Source organism: Shewanella sp. SM95, assembly GCF_025653595.1.
Lineage (GTDB): Bacteria > Pseudomonadota > Gammaproteobacteria > Enterobacterales > Shewanellaceae > Shewanella > Shewanella oncorhynchi.
The window spans coordinates 131,219-146,622 of sequence record NZ_JAKKSE010000009.1 but is presented as its reverse complement, the minus strand read 5'-3'; the positions used below and the strand labels follow the sequence as shown (position 1 = coordinate 146,622).

General features: G+C 44.3%; 17 protein-coding genes. 13 read left to right on the top strand and 4 right to left on the bottom strand.

Annotated features, from left to right (window positions below; translation table 11 throughout):
* Positions 1–29: 29 nt before the first annotated feature.
* Positions 30–1,322, bottom strand: a complete 1,293-nt coding sequence (locus tag L5M29_RS12045; protein WP_263167991.1) for a DUF5666 domain-containing protein — start codon at positions 1,320–1,322, stop codon at positions 30–32.
* Positions 1,323–1,408: 86 nt separating this feature from the next.
* Between L5M29_RS12045 and L5M29_RS12040 the strand changes: the two genes are divergently transcribed.
* From L5M29_RS12040 to L5M29_RS12030, 3 genes are all read left to right on the top strand, one after another.
* Positions 1,409–2,077 (top strand): response regulator transcription factor, encoded by a 669-nt coding sequence (locus L5M29_RS12040; RefSeq protein WP_131525518.1) that lies wholly within the window; start codon positions 1,409–1,411, stop codon positions 2,075–2,077.
* Positions 2,049–3,314: a sensor histidine kinase gene (locus L5M29_RS12035; protein WP_263167990.1), complete on the top strand. Its 1,266-nt coding sequence runs from the start codon at positions 2,049–2,051 to the stop codon at positions 3,312–3,314. Before L5M29_RS12040 ends, L5M29_RS12035 begins: the two co-directional genes overlap by 29 nt.
* Before the next feature lie 154 nt (positions 3,315–3,468).
* The gene (locus L5M29_RS12030; RefSeq protein WP_113940229.1) at positions 3,469–3,858 is read left to right on the top strand and encodes a YgiW/YdeI family stress tolerance OB fold protein; all 390 of its coding nucleotides are present in this window, start codon (positions 3,469–3,471) and stop codon (positions 3,856–3,858) included.
* Between the two features lie 71 nt (positions 3,859–3,929).
* On the opposite strand, the gene L5M29_RS12025 is transcribed toward L5M29_RS12030, so the two are convergent.
* Positions 3,930–4,403 (bottom strand): peroxiredoxin, encoded by a 474-nt coding sequence (locus L5M29_RS12025; RefSeq protein WP_113940228.1) that lies wholly within the window; start codon positions 4,401–4,403, stop codon positions 3,930–3,932.
* Positions 4,404–4,483: 80 nt separating this feature from the next.
* Positions 4,484–5,428, bottom strand: coding sequence for a choice-of-anchor H family protein (locus L5M29_RS12020; protein ID WP_263167989.1), 945 nt, complete (start codon positions 5,426–5,428; stop codon positions 4,484–4,486).
* Positions 5,429–5,794: 366 nt separating this feature from the next.
* On the opposite strand from L5M29_RS12020, the gene L5M29_RS12015 reads away from it, so the two are divergent.
* The 10 genes from L5M29_RS12015 to L5M29_RS11970 all read left to right on the top strand — a co-directional run bounded on the left by L5M29_RS12015 (position 5,795) and on the right by L5M29_RS11970 (position 14,900).
* Positions 5,795–6,097 carry a PepSY domain-containing protein gene (locus L5M29_RS12015; RefSeq protein WP_263167988.1) on the top strand — a complete coding sequence of 101 codons (303 nt, stop codon included), beginning with the start codon at positions 5,795–5,797 and terminating at the stop codon, positions 6,095–6,097.
* Positions 6,098–6,099: 2 nt separating this feature from the next.
* A complete protein-coding gene (locus L5M29_RS12010; RefSeq protein ID WP_105250672.1) occupies positions 6,100–6,795 on the top strand; it encodes a response regulator transcription factor in 696 nt (231 codons plus the stop codon).
* Positions 6,788–8,152: an ATP-binding protein gene (locus L5M29_RS12005; protein ID WP_105250673.1), complete on the top strand. Its 1,365-nt coding sequence runs from the start codon at positions 6,788–6,790 to the stop codon at positions 8,150–8,152. The genes L5M29_RS12010 and L5M29_RS12005 overlap by 8 nt, the downstream gene beginning before the upstream one ends.
* Before the next feature lie 148 nt (positions 8,153–8,300).
* Positions 8,301–9,803, top strand: a complete 1,503-nt coding sequence (locus tag L5M29_RS12000) for a DUF3300 domain-containing protein (RefSeq protein WP_263167987.1) — start codon at positions 8,301–8,303, stop codon at positions 9,801–9,803.
* A gap of 259 nt (positions 9,804–10,062) precedes the next feature.
* A complete protein-coding gene (locus L5M29_RS11995; protein WP_263167986.1) occupies positions 10,063–10,713 on the top strand; it encodes an alpha/beta hydrolase in 651 nt (216 codons plus the stop codon).
* A 69-nt stretch (positions 10,714–10,782) separates the two neighbouring features.
* Positions 10,783–10,956, top strand: a complete 174-nt coding sequence (locus L5M29_RS11990; RefSeq protein ID WP_105250676.1) for a YezD family protein — start codon at positions 10,783–10,785, stop codon at positions 10,954–10,956.
* Between the two features lie 89 nt (positions 10,957–11,045).
* Complete coding sequence (locus L5M29_RS11985; protein WP_263167985.1) at positions 11,046–12,059, top strand: sulfate ABC transporter substrate-binding protein; 1,014 nt, start codon at positions 11,046–11,048, stop codon at positions 12,057–12,059.
* Between the two features lie 68 nt (positions 12,060–12,127).
* Positions 12,128–12,952 carry a sulfate ABC transporter permease subunit CysT gene (gene cysT, locus L5M29_RS11980; protein WP_263167984.1) on the top strand — a complete coding sequence of 275 codons (825 nt, stop codon included), beginning with the start codon at positions 12,128–12,130 and terminating at the stop codon, positions 12,950–12,952.
* A 4-nt stretch (positions 12,953–12,956) separates the two neighbouring features.
* Positions 12,957–13,808: a sulfate ABC transporter permease subunit CysW gene (gene cysW / locus L5M29_RS11975; protein WP_263167983.1), complete on the top strand. Its 852-nt coding sequence runs from the start codon at positions 12,957–12,959 to the stop codon at positions 13,806–13,808.
* Between the two features lie 27 nt (positions 13,809–13,835).
* Positions 13,836–14,900, top strand: coding sequence for a sulfate/molybdate ABC transporter ATP-binding protein (locus tag L5M29_RS11970; RefSeq protein ID WP_263167982.1), 1,065 nt, complete (start codon positions 13,836–13,838; stop codon positions 14,898–14,900).
* Between the two features lie 24 nt (positions 14,901–14,924).
* Here L5M29_RS11970 and L5M29_RS11965 read toward each other — a convergent pair whose 3' ends face one another.
* A complete protein-coding gene (locus L5M29_RS11965; protein ID WP_113940220.1) occupies positions 14,925–15,401 on the bottom strand; it encodes a cytoplasmic protein in 477 nt (158 codons plus the stop codon).
* Positions 15,402–15,404 lie beyond the last annotated feature (3 nt).

Sequence of the window (15,404 nt, the reverse complement as noted above, 5' to 3'; positions counted from 1 at the left end):
GTTTATTCACTTAATTTCTCTATTTGTGTTTAATCGTCGATTCGACAATTGTGGATATTAGAGCCATCGAACTGACATTCGACATCAACCCATTTGCCTTCAAATGGCGTTAATGAAGCATCAGTCGCTTGATAGCCCCACAAGGTCTTTTGCATCACTAAACCCGACAAATCAAGCTCATTGCTTTGCACTTCAAGATCAACTTCTTTCACTAACCACTGGTTGTCTGCGAGTTCAACACCTTCTATTTGAATCCATTTTTGGTCAAGTGTCGCTGAGGTTAAACCGTCATCGAATTGAGTTCTGGCATCAATATCAAATGTAAATCCATTAATTTGTAGCTGATTATTGGTAGTCAGTGTCGCCAGACCTTCTAGCTCGAACTTTTTACCTAAGGTTGGAGGTATTCCACCATTATCATGTGATGTTTCAAATTCAACTTCTCTGGCCCATAAACCCTGCGGCATAGATTGAATATCTACATCGACTAGCTTGCCTTCAACCAAGTTAGCTTGCTTGCCATCTTCAAATTGAGTATTTGTAGTGACATAGAGTCGAGTACGGGCATTCAGCTCAAACTGCGTTTTATCTTGGTTGACCCAAGTAATAGTCCCTTCTAGCTCCATATCGTTAAAAGACGCCGTATCTTCCACTTCGACTTCAGAGGCCAAAAATGAAGCACCACTTTGCTGGCCTTCCACTTCAACCCATGCGCCTTCCTGTAAGCTGCCTTCTAAACGTGCGTTGGCATAATTAATCACTGCCGAACCGATATTGAATTGTTGCGCAGTCTTATTTAATCCAGAGACACGTCCCTCGATTTCAGCAAACACAAAATTGGGGATAAGGTTTATAGAATTAACCTGCCATTCTCCCATTACCGTTGGATAACCATTTACCGCCACCCAATCGCCTACTTTATACTGGGTCGCGTCCGCTGGTTTAACGACTAAATTAATCCCATTAACGGCAATAGTATTTTGATTAACGGAACTGATTTCACCCACAAGGCTTGGATCTAATATGACATTTTTAGCCTGTTGGCCTTCATTATCTATTTTGACCCTCATCCCCATTTGAATGGCATTAACCGCTAACGGCTGTTGTCCATAGTGAATCTTAGCATTAGCGATATTTACGCTATATCCGTTGACAGTAATCGAATTATTGTCAGAAGCGATATTTGTTACTGTACCGTTAATTTTTGCGGGTAACGTAGGTTGTGGAACGATAGGATCGGGTTTAGAGGTATCAGTTGATGAATCATTACCACCGCAACCTGCCAGCAAAATGGCCGTAATACAGACTAAGAGTTTATTCATTTTCTTCCCTATTATGTCTTGTTAAATCAGTGCTGGGCATCTTAGTATGAAGATCGTCAAGCAAATGTGAAGAAATGAATTAACCGATGAAAGTATTAATTGTTGATGATAATCATGATGTTATTGAGACAATCATGGATTATTTAACCCTAGAGGGTATTATTGCCGACTGTGCATATCACGGGGAAAGTGCAATCAATTTAATTCAACAAAACCATTACGATGTCATCATAATGGATATTATGATGCCCAAATTAGACGGTATTAATACGGTCAAAAAACTGCGTGAAGAAATTTATTGTAATACACCGATTATATTTTTAACCGCCAAAGATAGTTTGCAGGATAAAATTGATTCTTTTACATCAGGTGGGGATGATTTTTTAAATAAACCTTTCGCGATGGAAGAATTATGCTTACGACTGCATTCACTGCATAATCGTGGCCCACGTTTAGATGTGGGTATTTTGCGCTTCAGTGATATCAGTTTAAATTTGCAAACCCATCAAGTTACCCGTGCTGGTAAAGAAATTAAGCTCAGTAAAATTCAGCGCACCATTCTTTCACTGTTACTAAAACATGCGCCCGCTATCGTGAGTAAAGAGCAATTGGTAGATACAGTATGGGGAGATGATGCACCTTCGAGTGACTCACTTCGCAGCCACATATACAGCTTACGCAGTGCACTCGATAAAGGTTTTTCAGACTCAAAATTAGAGACTATCCATGGCCAAGGTTACCGACTTATCCCCTGAGCATTTTCCGAGTTTATATAAAAAAATCCGCCTCACTTTTTTAATATTAACTAGCTTGATGTTTGCCATTTTTTGGAGCCTCATTTATATCGCCGAAGAACAAATTGAGAAGATTAGCCTCGAGCAAACGCTGGCCACAGAGACTCGCGAATATCTAAAGAATTATCAAAGGTTTGGTGATAAAGCACAGCTCCCCGATATCAATGAATTGAAAACATATTGGAGCAAAGAGTTTGTACCAGCTTGGCTGCAACCTTATGAAAACACCGGATTTTACGAACATCAACTGGGTGACGAAGATAAACACTTTTTAATATCCGCTCATCCTTCTGGGCAAGGGCTGTTGTATGTGGTTTATAAGGATGACGCGGACGATTTCCTTGATAGCTATGAAGATAGAATGCACATTTTGATCTCTATTATGGGGATCGGTTTGCTCCTGTTTATCATGGCGTATGGATTGTATTTTGTACGTCTGCTATCCAGTCCACTTGCTGAGATTGAAAATAAAATCAATCAACTATCACCAAAAAGACCAACATCAACACCGAGTACTTCATACCGTGAAACCCGCCAGATTGAGCAAACCCTATTAAGCAACAAAGCTAAAATTGCCGCCTACTTCACTCGGGAACAAGAATTTAGCCGTTTTGCCTCCCATGAACTACGCACGCCCATTATGGTGATCCAAGGTTCGGTAGAATTGCTCAAAAAAATCCCCAATGCGACAACCGAGGCTCAACAATTAATGGTCAAAAAAGCCATTACACGTATTGATTACGCAGGGCATCAAATGAAAACGCTCACCGAGGCCTTTTTACTTCTCGGAAAAGAAGACATTGAATCCCAGCACTACAGCCAAATTGATTTAGCACCACGCCTTGAACACATTTTAGCTGAGATGGCACAGCACTTTGCCAAGCAAGAAATCACCTACAGCTTAACGCTTAAAGATTGCTTGAGCATCAAGGCGCCACTGAGCTTTATTGACATAGTGATAGGTAATTTAATTAAAAATGCTTTCAATTACAGTGCCGGAAACATTGAAATTACGATGCAAAGCAACCAATTATGGATACTGAATCCACTAAGTACTCAAAGTACTGATACTTCAGGCTATGGCTGCGGATTAATTATTATTGAACGTATTTGCGAGCGAATGGGCTGGGCATTTTCAACCCAAAACGATGGTGCTAGCTATCAGGCTTATGTTCAGTTTATAGATAATACCCATTAACCGAAGTTAGCTTGGATAAATGACCTCGTTTTAGCAAATTCTGAGTTGCAAACCCAATCTTCACAACCGCTTCACGCTTGTCTTGGCACTATGCTCGCAACACTGTAATAGCCATTGAGGCTGAGTTACATAAAACCATAGAAAGGACAAACAGATGAATAAAATGACTCTTACCGTTTTCGCAATGGCACTTTCATTCACGACTATGGCCAGCCAAGCAGGCTTTCAACCTACAACGGGTGAACCTCAAATACAGGGTGGCTTCCAAGGGCCGAGCGCAAGACAAGTGATTCATGATGTGGTAAGCGCGCTCAATGCCAGTGATGACGCCCAAATTGAGTTAACGGGCCATATCATTTCTTCCATTGGACACGATGATTATATTTTCCGTGACGCTACGGGTGATATTAAGGTCGAAATTGATGATGATTTATGGCGCGGCAACACAGTAACACCTGAGACTCAGGTCATTATTCGTGGTGAAGTGGATAAAGATTGGTCTGAAGTGACCATAGATGCAGACAACATTCAAATCGTACAATAAATGGATTTAGTTAAAGCCAGCCAATGAATGGCTGGCTTTGGTCACATCCAAACTTCATGTCTTAAATACGCTTAGATAGCAGCCAAAACAACTTCAGCTTTACTGGCTTCAAAAGCCTTTGGCTCTTCTACATTCAGTAGAGTCACTACACCATTATCGATGATCATGGCGTAACGTTGTGAACGCACGCCACCAAAACCGGCAGTATCCATCTCTAAACCTAAGGCTTTAGTAAAGCTGGCATCGCCATCGGCTAACATCATTAATTCAGAGGCATTTTGTGCTTCGCCCCACGCTTTCATCACAAAGGCATCGTTCACAGCAACACAGGCAATCAAATCCACGCCTTTCGCTTTAAATTGATCGGCTAATACCACATAGCCAGGTAAATGCGCTTCAGAACACGTTGGAGTAAAAGCACCTGGCACTGCAAACAATACGACTTTTTTACCCGCGAACAATTCGGTAACTTGGTGATTCACCATGCCATCTTTAGTCAGTTGACCTAATGTGGCAGCAGGTAATGTTTGACCTTGAGCAATCATGTCTTTCTCCATTTAGTTAAAATAACTCATCCATACTAGCCCTATTTACCGCAGATAAACACCGAGAGAAATAAGGGCGATTAGGCTCGAGTTCGATTCAACCGCAGCCCCGCACACAAACTAAGACATAACAAACCTAATACTGAGAAGGCGCCGCCACTTTCCTCAACAACGATAATGTCGGGCTCTCTGTCTCGATCGCTACTCTCCAATGGCAGCGCATACAAACTATCGGTCTCATCGGCGCTAATGGTCGCAACAATATCGCTGTAACCCACTTCATACACATCAATCAACACATCATAGTGATCCGTCGCATAACCCGTGTAAAGCGTGGTCAACACTTCGTAATCGTCCTGTGTCGAATCGCCGTAAATGGTAAATACGTCTGTGGTGTAGTAATGCACCCAAGGGCCACCATCACGACTGAGATAAAGCTCGGCAAATAAATCAGCTCTTTCATTAAGATATGCACCATTGACATCAACGTCGAAGGTCACGCTAAACGTTTGATAAAACCCATCGTAATCAAAGTCTTCAAACAAACGACTGCTGGCATCAAAAATCGAAAAGCTGTGATACACAGGTGCGCGGTAGGGATCTTCACTGGTCGCGCTCGAACTCGGAATCCCTTGGCTCGCATGTTTCGCTGTTACTTGCTCACGCGTCATCGGCGAGGCGCCCATAAGTTGCACTCGGTTTGTCGTCGGCGCTTTGGATGATAAGGCTGGCGCCAAGGATTTCACGGCCGCAGCGGCGACTTCAGTGACATTTTTTGCGGGCGCGGCTTGTTGTAACAAAGCTAAGGCTTGTTGTTCCTGCTCGGCAGCTTGCTCGCTATTTTCCGCTTTTTTAGCAATGCCAACGCTGGCTGCAGTAAATGGCGTTAAGCTTTGCGATGACTCCAGTTCGCGGGGCTGAGCGCTAGCGACAGATGACGCTAAAAACAGCGCAGCAATAGCCGTTGCCATAAACAGCTTAACATTAACTGTGGCTGCCATATCTTGCTTATTGAGTGTGTTCATCTTGAATATCCTATGGATAACCCGTTCAAATTGGAGCTATTAAAGTGCAATGAAGGTGAACATAAGCTGAACATCAATGCCCACTGTTCTCAGTCAGAAGTACGTTCAGCCCGAGTTCATCTGGAATGGGTAACACTCACAAAACTTAAACGATACAAGCGCGAGCATAGAGATAGACTCGCCAACAGAACTTCAGTTCTGTCACGAATAACAAAATAACTGCCAGAGTTAATTTTGAAGGAATTGTGCCAACCAATTGGCTGATCTCTATGTGTTTGTTAAGGTGATGAGGTATTCTTAGTCGACTCGATAAGTTATCCATCTCACTCATTAACTTAAGATCGCTGAACATTGCGGGTACCCGATATGAAACTTGGTTTGACCTTGGCCCTAATCACTTGCTTATTAGCCTCCTTTGGTTGCATAGCAGGTAATGATAGACATGATGATCGCAATCCGCCTCGTAACCAAGGTGCGAAGAATGAGCAGCGCCGTCTAGCGGTCAATAGCCCTGATCAAGCGGTGGCAATGGCGCAACGACAATTTCAAGGCAAAGTATTGAGTGTACAATCCAGCGGATCGGGATATCGTATTAAAATCCTCAATAATGATGGCCAAGTATTTTCTGTTTCAGTAGATGCCGCAACGGGCCGAGTCTCGAGGAACTAACGATGCGATTGTTACTAGTTGAAGATGATATAGAACTACAGACTAACTTAAAGCAACATCTCCTCGATGCCCATTACAGTATCGATGTGGCGAGTGATGGTGAAGAAGGCTTATTTCAAGCGCTCGAATACAACTATGATGCAGCAATTATCGATGTCGGTTTGCCTAAACTCGATGGTATCGCCTTGATCCGTAGCGTGCGTGAACAAAAACGCGACTTTCCTATCCTGATTTTAACCGCAAGGGACAGTTGGCAAGATAAGGTTGAAGGACTCGATGCTGGTGCCGACGACTATCTGACGAAACCTTTCCATCCCCAAGAACTCATCGCACGACTAAAAGCCCTGATCCGTCGCTCCGCCGGTAAGGCCAGCCCCCTGATCTACAACGGCCCCTTTAGCCTTAACACCAGCAGTCTAGAAGTACGTAAAGGCGAAGAACTGGTTAATCTCAGTGGTTCTGAATACAAGTTATTCGAATTTTTTATGTTGCATCAAGGCGAAGTCAAATCAAAAACTGTACTCACAGAGCATATTTACGATCAGGATTTTGATTTAGATTCTAACGTTATCGAAGTCTTTATCCGCCGGTTACGCAAAAAACTCGACCCAGATAATCAATACAACTTAATTGAAACCCTGCGCGGCCAAGGTTATCGCCTAAAAGCGTTAACGTCCGGGCAAGCAGCCGATGAGTAAACGCGCCATGGCGTGGCAAGTGTTGAACTCCCTAAAAGCACGCTTAGTTGCCAGCGCGCTATTATTTATCTTAGTGTTATTACCTTTGATCGGCGTTGCCTTAAACGATGCCTTTACTGAACAAGTTAAAAGCGCAACCAAGAATGAACTCAGTGCCTATGTCTATTCAATTCTCGCGGTGACTGAAGTCGAAAACAAACAAATCTCCATCCCAGAGTTAGTGTTAGAGAATCGTTTTAACCTCATTCAATCAGGGCTGTATGCCATTGCAACCACTGAAGACGCCAGCGGCAAACAAGATATAGTGTGGCATTCGCAATCTTTTATGGGGATTACGCCACCGCCACATTTTACCATCCCAGCCACGGGTCAAAGCGCATTTGAGCAAATTGAGCTCGCCGATCAACTCCATTTGATTTATAGCTTTAGTGTCAGTTTTGCCAGCCAAAATCAAAACGTGCCAGTGACAATCCACATCATTAAAGATGAGCGAGAATTTCAGCAGCAAATTGATCAGTTTAATCAACAGCTTTGGACTTGGCTGCTGATCTTAATGTTAGTCATGTTAGTGTTTCAATTGAGTTGGTTACTGTGGACGTTGCGGCCTTTAGCACGCTTTACCCAAGAGCTACATTCCGTCGAGCAAGGTAAGTCGATGCAGCTAAGTAGCCAGTACCCCACTGAATTACAAGCGGTTGCTCGGCAGCTTAATATTTTGCTCAATACCGAACAAACCCAACGAAAACGCTATCGTAATGCCTTGGCCGACCTAGCCCATAGCCTCAAAACACCACTGGCGGTGATCAAGAGTCAGGCCGACTTAAGCGAATCCTCCAGTGAGCAAGTATCAGTGATCAGCAGGATCATTGGCCACCAGCTAAAACGCGCCCAAACCGCAGCGGCGGCCTCGTGGCATTTAGGTATTCGTGTCGATGAAGTCGCCGCTAAGTTATTACGCACATTAGCTAAAATTTATCGAGAGCCACAAATCAATCTCAGCGGCGAGATGGTAGAACACGCAGTATTCAAGGGGGATGAAGCAGATCTGACTGAAATTCTAGGCAATTTACTCGACAACGCCTGTAAAGCCGCGAAGTCTACGGTGACATTAACGGTCACAGGCGATGCCTATCAACTGCTAATCTGTATCGAAGATGATGGTCCAGGGATCAGTGAAGCCCTGCAAAATCAAATCTTTGAACGTGGTATTCGCGCAGACTCCTACCTTCAAGGTAATGGTATTGGGCTTGCTATCGTGCGCGATTTAGTCGACAGCTATAACGGCAGAATTTCTGTCTCTCGTTCAGAAACCTTAGGTGGTGCCAAATTTAGCATCAGCTTTGCACACTCAGTTTAAGTCTTTATTTTCAATGTGATAGATTTATTGCTTCTCTTAAAACTTGGCTATAAATAAATATTTAACCGCAAAACACTTTCAGCTTATGTTCATATTCACACGCCTAATATGCCCATAACATCCTCGAACAGGATTATTGGAGCAAACCATGAACAGACTACATCGATGGAATTGGCTAGTGTTAACGGCGGCATTAGTGGCCTTGCCTTTCACTACCACAGCACAGGCTGCGGGCATATCTGCGAGCCAAGGATCGAGCACAGCGGCAAGCCAAGCCGAACTCGAACAAATGCTGGCGCCTATTGCCCTGTATCCCGATAGCTTATTGACCCACATACTTATTGCCTCAACTTATCCACTCGAAATAGTGCAGGCACAGCGTTGGTTAACCCAACGCCCCAAATCATCGATCGACCAAATTATGTCGCAAGCCGAAGATCAGGACTGGGACCCGAGCGTCAAAGCCTTGCTGGCCTTCCCGACTCTGCTGCAAAAAATGAGTGAAGATCTCGAATGGACTCAAAGACTCGGTGAAGCCTTCTTAGAAGATGAAGGCCAAGTGATGAACAGCATTCAGTCCCTAAGACAACAGGCTGATAAAGCGAATAGCTTAGCGGACATGGATAACATGGCAATTACCCGCGCCAACAATCAGATCATCATAGAACCCGCTAAGCGAGAAATCGTCTACGTCCCCTATTACGATCCACGCGTGGTTTACGGCACATGGCGTTGGGGAGTGGCTTATCCACCCGTATATTGGGAATTTGGCGGCTATGCTGGCTATCCCTATCGTCCGAGTCATAACCATTTCTACTGGTCACCGGGCATCCATATTTCCTTTAACTACTTCTTCAGTTCGTTCCACTGGCACAACCATAAAGTGGTGGTGATCGACTATCGCCATTCACACCGATATCGCCCACGGGAAAGATACAGTGTTAGCCATGGCGCACAACCTTGGAAACATAAACCCGAACATAGACGCGGTGTGAGTTATCACAATCCAGTGGTGAAACAACGCTATTACCATGATGATAAATATCGCGGCAGAGATTCACACTCAAGCGGCAGTAAACAGCACTTCAATAGCCAATATTCGAAGTCTAGAGAACGTCAAGATACCCATAGTAATCTGGGTAATATGAGTAATCAGGGCAATAAAAGTCGTGATAATAAAGACTATCATAACGTCAGCCGTGAACGTGATAACCGCGCGCCGAGTTATCAGAAAACGCAAGCCGAGTTAAAGGAGCGTCGCGCAGCGACTATGGTACAAACACCAACCCACAAGGAGCGTAATGACATGCAATCAAGATCCGTGCAGTCAAAGCCAATGCCATCAAAGGAGCCTCAGCAAAGGCAATATCAAACTCGGGAGTCACAGCCGCGTAATGTCGATCAACAAAGGGCACAGTCACAAAGGCAAGAAAAACCAAGAACTATGACCCCAAGAGTTGAAACGCCACGGCCTGAAACAAGACGTACAGAGCAACAACGCATTGAACAACCAAGACAAGCGGCGCCTAGACAACGCGAAGAAGTGAGAGTGAGACAAAGTGAGCCACGCCAAAATGCGCAAACCGCTCGCTCGGTAGAACATAACCAAGGTCGATCAACTCAAAGCCAAGAACGTCGTCATAGGGAATAACAAGATATAAACTGAAAACGAGTGCCCAGAAGACTCACCCTCTTACTGGGCATTTTTATGGATTATTTATCTGTAACATCACCTCACAAAGGAAACTTCCTCCAGAGTTAATATCCTAAATATATCTCATATTCCAAAATGAACTACAAATAACAATTTTAATAACCAAATTTGTAGATATAGTCAGAGTGCGAGTCAAACTGGCTTCATCCGGTCGTCATTTGGCTCTCTTATCAACTCACATCTTGGAGAATGAAATATGGCAACCTTATTAATTGTGCCAGGGTTTGGTGGTAGCGGCCCTTTACATTGGCAAAGTTGGATTGCACAAAAATATGAATCAGCTATATGGGTCAATGACTTACCACTATTGGAGCCTAAGATTCATATCTGGGCCAATGCCATTTGCCGCGCAATCGATCAAATCGAAGGTGAAATCCTGATCCTCGCCCACAGTTTTGGCTGTTTAGCGACAAGCCTTGCCATCGCTCATCATCCACAGCGGGTAGCAGCAGCTATTTTAGTCGCGCCAGCATCACCAGCACGATTTTCTGAGAATGGACACATTCTGCCTGAACACGATGGCACTCAAACGATCAAACACTTGTTGCCAAAACACCCCTTAGGTGTCACTGGACTTGTCATTGCCAGTGAAAACGATCCTTGGATGCCCTTTAATCAAGCTGCAAAACTGGCAAAAAAATTTGGATTCCCAACAATCAACTTAGGGTTAAGTGGCCACATTAATGTCGATTCCGGACATGGACAGTGGCCCCTCATTGATGTGCTTATTGGTAATCTTATCTATCAAATAGAAAGTGCAACTCTGAGCCAGTCTAACGATCTCGCAAACTCAAACACACAAAAGACACACTTATTACATAAAAGAATATCAAATCGCAAAATGTAACTTTTTAGTTATCAATATTTGATTATAATTCCAATTACGTTGTCAAAAACCACTTACATGAGGACTTATATGGCAACCAAAGAAGATCTACAAACCGTGATCCCCGTGCTCGTCAATAGTTTAGAAAAACTACTGGGTAGAATTGAGTTTGGGACAGTGGAATTAACCTTTCACCATGGGAAATTAGTGCAATTAGAAAAGAAAGAAAAAATTCGTTTAGACCAAGTTACGCCGTCGAAATAAAAACGAAATTTACCACCCAATCAACACAGTTAGACCACATCGCTGACCGGTCAACCGGAAGCCTTATTAAATAATATGAGGATTTCGGTATGAATATTTTATCTCACCTACAAAAAGCAACACTCACCTTAGTTTTGGCCTCGGCTAGTTTTCTCGCACTCGCTGAAGATACGCTATTGAATGTTTCCTATGATCCAACCCGTGAATTCTATCGGGAATATAACCAAATCTTCAGCCAATACTGGCAAAAACAAGGCCATAAAGCCCCAACCATACGTCAATCTCACGGTGGTTCAGGCTCGCAAGCTCGCTCAGTTATAGATGGATTAGAAGCGGATGTTGTCACTCTGGCACTGGCCTATGACGTTGATGCATTAAGGCAAAAAGCGGATTTAATTCCTGAAAATTGGCAAAGTCGCCTGCCACACAATAGCTCGCCCTATACCTCGACCATAGTGCTATTGGTTCGCAAGGGAAATCCCAAAAATATCCATGACTGGAATGACTTAGTTCGAGAAGGTGTAGAGGTCATTACCCCAAATCCTAAGAGTTCAGGCGGGGCGCGCTGGAACTATCTCGCCGCTTGGGGTTATGCACTGAAGCAATACGACTCAGAAGAAAAAGCGTTAGAGTTTGTCACTCAGATTTATAAAAACGTACCTGTGCTGGACTCAGGCGCCCGTGGCGCAACCAATACCTTTGTACAGCGTAAAATTGGCGATGTGTTCATCGCTTGGGAAAATGAAGCCATATTATCTGTTGAGCAGTTAGGAAGAGGTGAATTTGAAATCATTGTTCCAAGTGTCAGCATTCTTGCCGAGCCACCAGTGACAGTGGTAGATAAAAATGTCGATCGCAAAGGGACACGTAAGTTAGCAGAAGCTTACCTAGCACATCTCTATACTGATGAAGCACAACACCTAGCAGCAAAACACTTTTATCGCCCGACAAACCCAGACGTTGCGTTGCAATACAAAGACAAATTTCCACAACTGACGCTCTTTACCATTGATGAAGTTTTTGGTGGCTGGAACAAAGCACAAAAAACGCATTTTAATGATGGTGGTCAATTCGATTCTATTTTAACCAAGATTAGCAAGTAATCTTTTACGCGGTTTCACTCATACGAAACCGCCCATTGGTTTCACTTATCTCGCGACGGAATAATGATATGAGCAAGGTTGTCATAAAATCTGTGCTACCTGGATTTGGTATTACCTTAGGCTTCTCAGTTTTATATTTAAGTTTGCTATTTCTTATTCCTGTAGCCGGATTAGTTCTGTTTACGCTGCAAATGAGTTGGGCTGACTTTTGGGTCGCCATTAGTCATCCTCAGGTTGTAGCCTCATACAAGCTGTCATTTACGGCGTCTTTTATTGGCGCCAGCATTAATGCCATTTTTGGGACTCTCGTCGCTTGGGTGTTAGTACGTTATCAATTTTTTGGTAAAAAAGTCGTCGATGCTTTAGTCGATCTGCCTTTTGCCTTACCGACGGCTGTCGCAGGTATCGCGCTCGTGACGCTTTATTCAACGACCGGGTGGGTAGGTCAATATTTACATTTATGGGGCATTAAAGTCGCCTACAGTCAAATTGGTGTTGTGATCGCCTTAACTTACATTGGATTGCCCTTTGTCGTGCGAACAGTGCAACCGGTTTTGGCTGATTTTTCGAAAGAACTTGAAGAAGCCTCAGCATCCCTCGGTGCTAATCGATTAACCACCATAAGAAGAGTGATCCTACCTGCGGTATTACCTGCATTATTAACAGGTTACGCCTTAGCCTTTGCACGTGCAGTAGGCGAATATGGTTCCGTCATTTTTATCTCGGGCAATTTGCCCTATCACACCGAAATTACTCCGCTACTGATAGTGTCCAAAGCTGAGCAATATGACTATAACGGCGCTGCGGCTATCGGCGTGGTCATGCTCGCAGCAGCATTCCTCTTATTGTTATTAATTAATAGCCTACAGTGGTGGGCGAGTAAAAGAGGTTAAGTCTATGGGCCAAATATCGACTGTAAATTATCAAGCTACCACTGAGGCACCTTGGATAAAGTGGAGTTTAATCGGGATCGCATTAAGCTTTCTCGCACTGTTTCTGGTTTTGCCATTAGCGGTTGTGCTCTACGGCGCCTTCGAAGCGGGTCTCAAGGTCTGGTGGCAAGCCGTGACCGATCCCGATGCGCTCGCTCCCATTCGCCTCACCTTGTTAGTGTTAATTATTGTTGTACCCACCAATGCTATTTTTGGTGTCGCCATCGCTTGGGCCATTGCTAAATTTGAGTTTAGAGGCAAAACCATACTGATCTCGATAATCGATATGCCCTTCGCTATTTCACCCGTCGTGGTCGGGCTGATTTTTGTGATCCTCTTCGGTGCCCAAGGCTGGTTTGGGCCTTGGCTTGCTGCCCATGATTTAAAAGTGATTTTTGCCGTTCCGGGCATAGTCATTGTCATCATGTTCGGCACTTTACCCTTTATTGCCCGTGAACTCATCCCACTGATGCAGCAACAGGGCAAAGATGAAGAAGAGGCCTCACTCACCCTAGGTGCCAGTGGTTTAAAGACCTTTTGGTACGTCACGTTACCAAATATTAAGTGGGGCTTACTCTACGGCGTGATCCTGTGTAATGCCCGTGCTATGGGCGAGTTTGGTGCGGTAGCAGTGGTCTCTGGGCGCATTCGCGGTGAGACCAATACTATGCCGCTACACATAGAAGTGCTTTATAACGAATACATGTTTACTGCCGCGTTTGCCGTGTCATCCCTGCTCACAGGTTTAGCACTAGTCACTATCGTGCTGAAAAGCCTCGTGGAGTGGAAAGATGAGCGCAAACATCAAATTAACTAAACGCAACGTCCTTGGGAACAGAGCATTATGAGCATACACATTCAACAAGTTAATAAGCGTTTTAGTGATTTTGTTGCCGTAGACTCGGTCAATTTAGAGATCAAAACCGGAGAGCTGACGGCCCTTTTAGGTCCATCCGGCTCAGGCAAAACAACTTTACTCAGGATTATTGCCGGACTCGAACAGGCCGACAGTGGCATAGTCAGATTTAATAGCGAAGACATCACCACACAGCATGTGAGTGAACGCGGTGTCGGTTTTGTATTCCAACATTACGCCCTATTTAAACATATGACTGTATTCGAAAATGTCGCCTATGGACTCACTGTCAGACCACGAAAGACACGCCCGAGTAAGGCAGACATTGCCGATAAGGTGCATTCATTACTCAAACTTGTTCAATTAGATTGGACCGCCAATCGCTACCCATCGCAACTCTCTGGCGGACAAAGACAACGTATCGCTCTCGCCCGCGCACTTGCGGTCGAACCTAAGGTATTGCTGTTAGACGAACCCTTTGGCGCACTCGATGCAAAAGTCCGCGCCGAATTACGCCGCTGGTTAAGACGCTTACACGATGAGATTAATGTCACTACCGTATTTGTGACCCATGATCAGGAAGAAGCACTCGAAGTCGCAGACAAAATCGTGGTGATGAATCAAGGTCGTATCGAGCAGCAAGGTACGCCAGAAGAAGTTTATGATAATCCAAGCAATCCTTTTGTGTACGAGTTTCTTGGCAATGTGAACCTATTTCATGCCCGGGTAAAACAAGGGCATAGCACTATAGGCAATATCCACATTCCCTCACCTGAACACACGATTAGCGAAGAGCAACAAGGCTTGGCCTATGTTCGTCCACACGAAATCGAAGTACTGACACAACCAACTGAAAATGCCCTTAAAGTCAGTTTAGACTTAGTGACCATAGTTGGCCCTGCAGTGAGATTAGAAGTCCTAACTGAGCTAGATAACCAACTGATCCATGTTGAATTATCTAAAGTGCAATTTAAACAGCTTGGCATAAACAAAGGTGATAGCGCTTGGATCCAGCCGCGCTATACCAAAGTCTTTTTAGGGGAAGGTATTTAGCCACTCACCGCCCTAATCAATAGATCAGAACTTCAAGGTCAAGGACTGACCTTCACCCATTCCCTGCCACTCAACACTCAAATCCATAATCTCATTGAGAATATGATCAAAATCTGTTTGGTTAACAGTAGGAACGGCTAAGTCTCGACTGCTACAGGCTTGCTCTAACAGATAAATAAAGCCGTCATAGGTTGGCGTTTCACCCGACCACAGTAGCGACTGCAGAGTCTCAACTATGGATTCGGTTTGCCACACCTCCGTTTTATCAGCGATGGCGCGGGAGGTTTCATTATGCTCTAAGGTAAAGCTGATATCGGCGCCAGCTCTGATCTGCGAGAAGAAAGCGCCTTGAATATGCAGGCGTTTTTCAACCACATAGTGGATCATATCGTGAGGTGCTATACCTTGTTCTGGCATTTGGGTTTGGGTCGCACTACCGTCCATGCGCACACAGCGCAACTGGCCATAACGCTGAGTACCTTTAGTGAAGATGACTTGCATAAA

Coding starts and splice junctions, on each gene's coding strand:
- L5M29_RS11985 (WP_263167985.1), top strand. CDS start 11,046: ATGAATATTTTATCTCACCTACAAAAAGCAACACTCACCTTAGTTTTG.
- L5M29_RS11970 (WP_263167982.1), top strand. CDS start 13,836: ATGAGCATACACATTCAACAAGTTAATAAGCGTTTTAGTGATTTTGTT.
- L5M29_RS11995 (WP_263167986.1), top strand. CDS start 10,063: ATGGCAACCTTATTAATTGTGCCAGGGTTTGGTGGTAGCGGCCCTTTA.
- L5M29_RS12020 (WP_263167989.1), bottom strand. CDS start 5,428: ATGAACACACTCAATAAGCAAGATATGGCAGCCACAGTTAATGTTAAG.
- cysT (WP_263167984.1), top strand. CDS start 12,128: ATGAGCAAGGTTGTCATAAAATCTGTGCTACCTGGATTTGGTATTACC.
- L5M29_RS12035 (WP_263167990.1), top strand. CDS start 2,049: ATGGCCAAGGTTACCGACTTATCCCCTGAGCATTTTCCGAGTTTATAT.
- L5M29_RS12015 (WP_263167988.1), top strand. CDS start 5,795: ATGAAACTTGGTTTGACCTTGGCCCTAATCACTTGCTTATTAGCCTCC.
- L5M29_RS12030 (WP_113940229.1), top strand. CDS start 3,469: ATGAATAAAATGACTCTTACCGTTTTCGCAATGGCACTTTCATTCACG.
- L5M29_RS11965 (WP_113940220.1), bottom strand. CDS start 15,401: ATGCAAGTCATCTTCACTAAAGGTACTCAGCGTTATGGCCAGTTGCGC.
- L5M29_RS11990 (WP_105250676.1), top strand. CDS start 10,783: ATGGCAACCAAAGAAGATCTACAAACCGTGATCCCCGTGCTCGTCAAT.
- L5M29_RS12025 (WP_113940228.1), bottom strand. CDS start 4,403: ATGATTGCTCAAGGTCAAACATTACCTGCTGCCACATTAGGTCAACTG.
- L5M29_RS12040 (WP_131525518.1), top strand. CDS start 1,409: ATGAAAGTATTAATTGTTGATGATAATCATGATGTTATTGAGACAATC.
- L5M29_RS12045 (WP_263167991.1), bottom strand. CDS start 1,322: ATGAATAAACTCTTAGTCTGTATTACGGCCATTTTGCTGGCAGGTTGC.
- L5M29_RS12005 (WP_105250673.1), top strand. CDS start 6,788: ATGAGTAAACGCGCCATGGCGTGGCAAGTGTTGAACTCCCTAAAAGCA.
- L5M29_RS12000 (WP_263167987.1), top strand. CDS start 8,301: ATGAACAGACTACATCGATGGAATTGGCTAGTGTTAACGGCGGCATTA.
- cysW (WP_263167983.1), top strand. CDS start 12,957: ATGGGCCAAATATCGACTGTAAATTATCAAGCTACCACTGAGGCACCT.
- L5M29_RS12010 (WP_105250672.1), top strand. CDS start 6,100: ATGCGATTGTTACTAGTTGAAGATGATATAGAACTACAGACTAACTTA.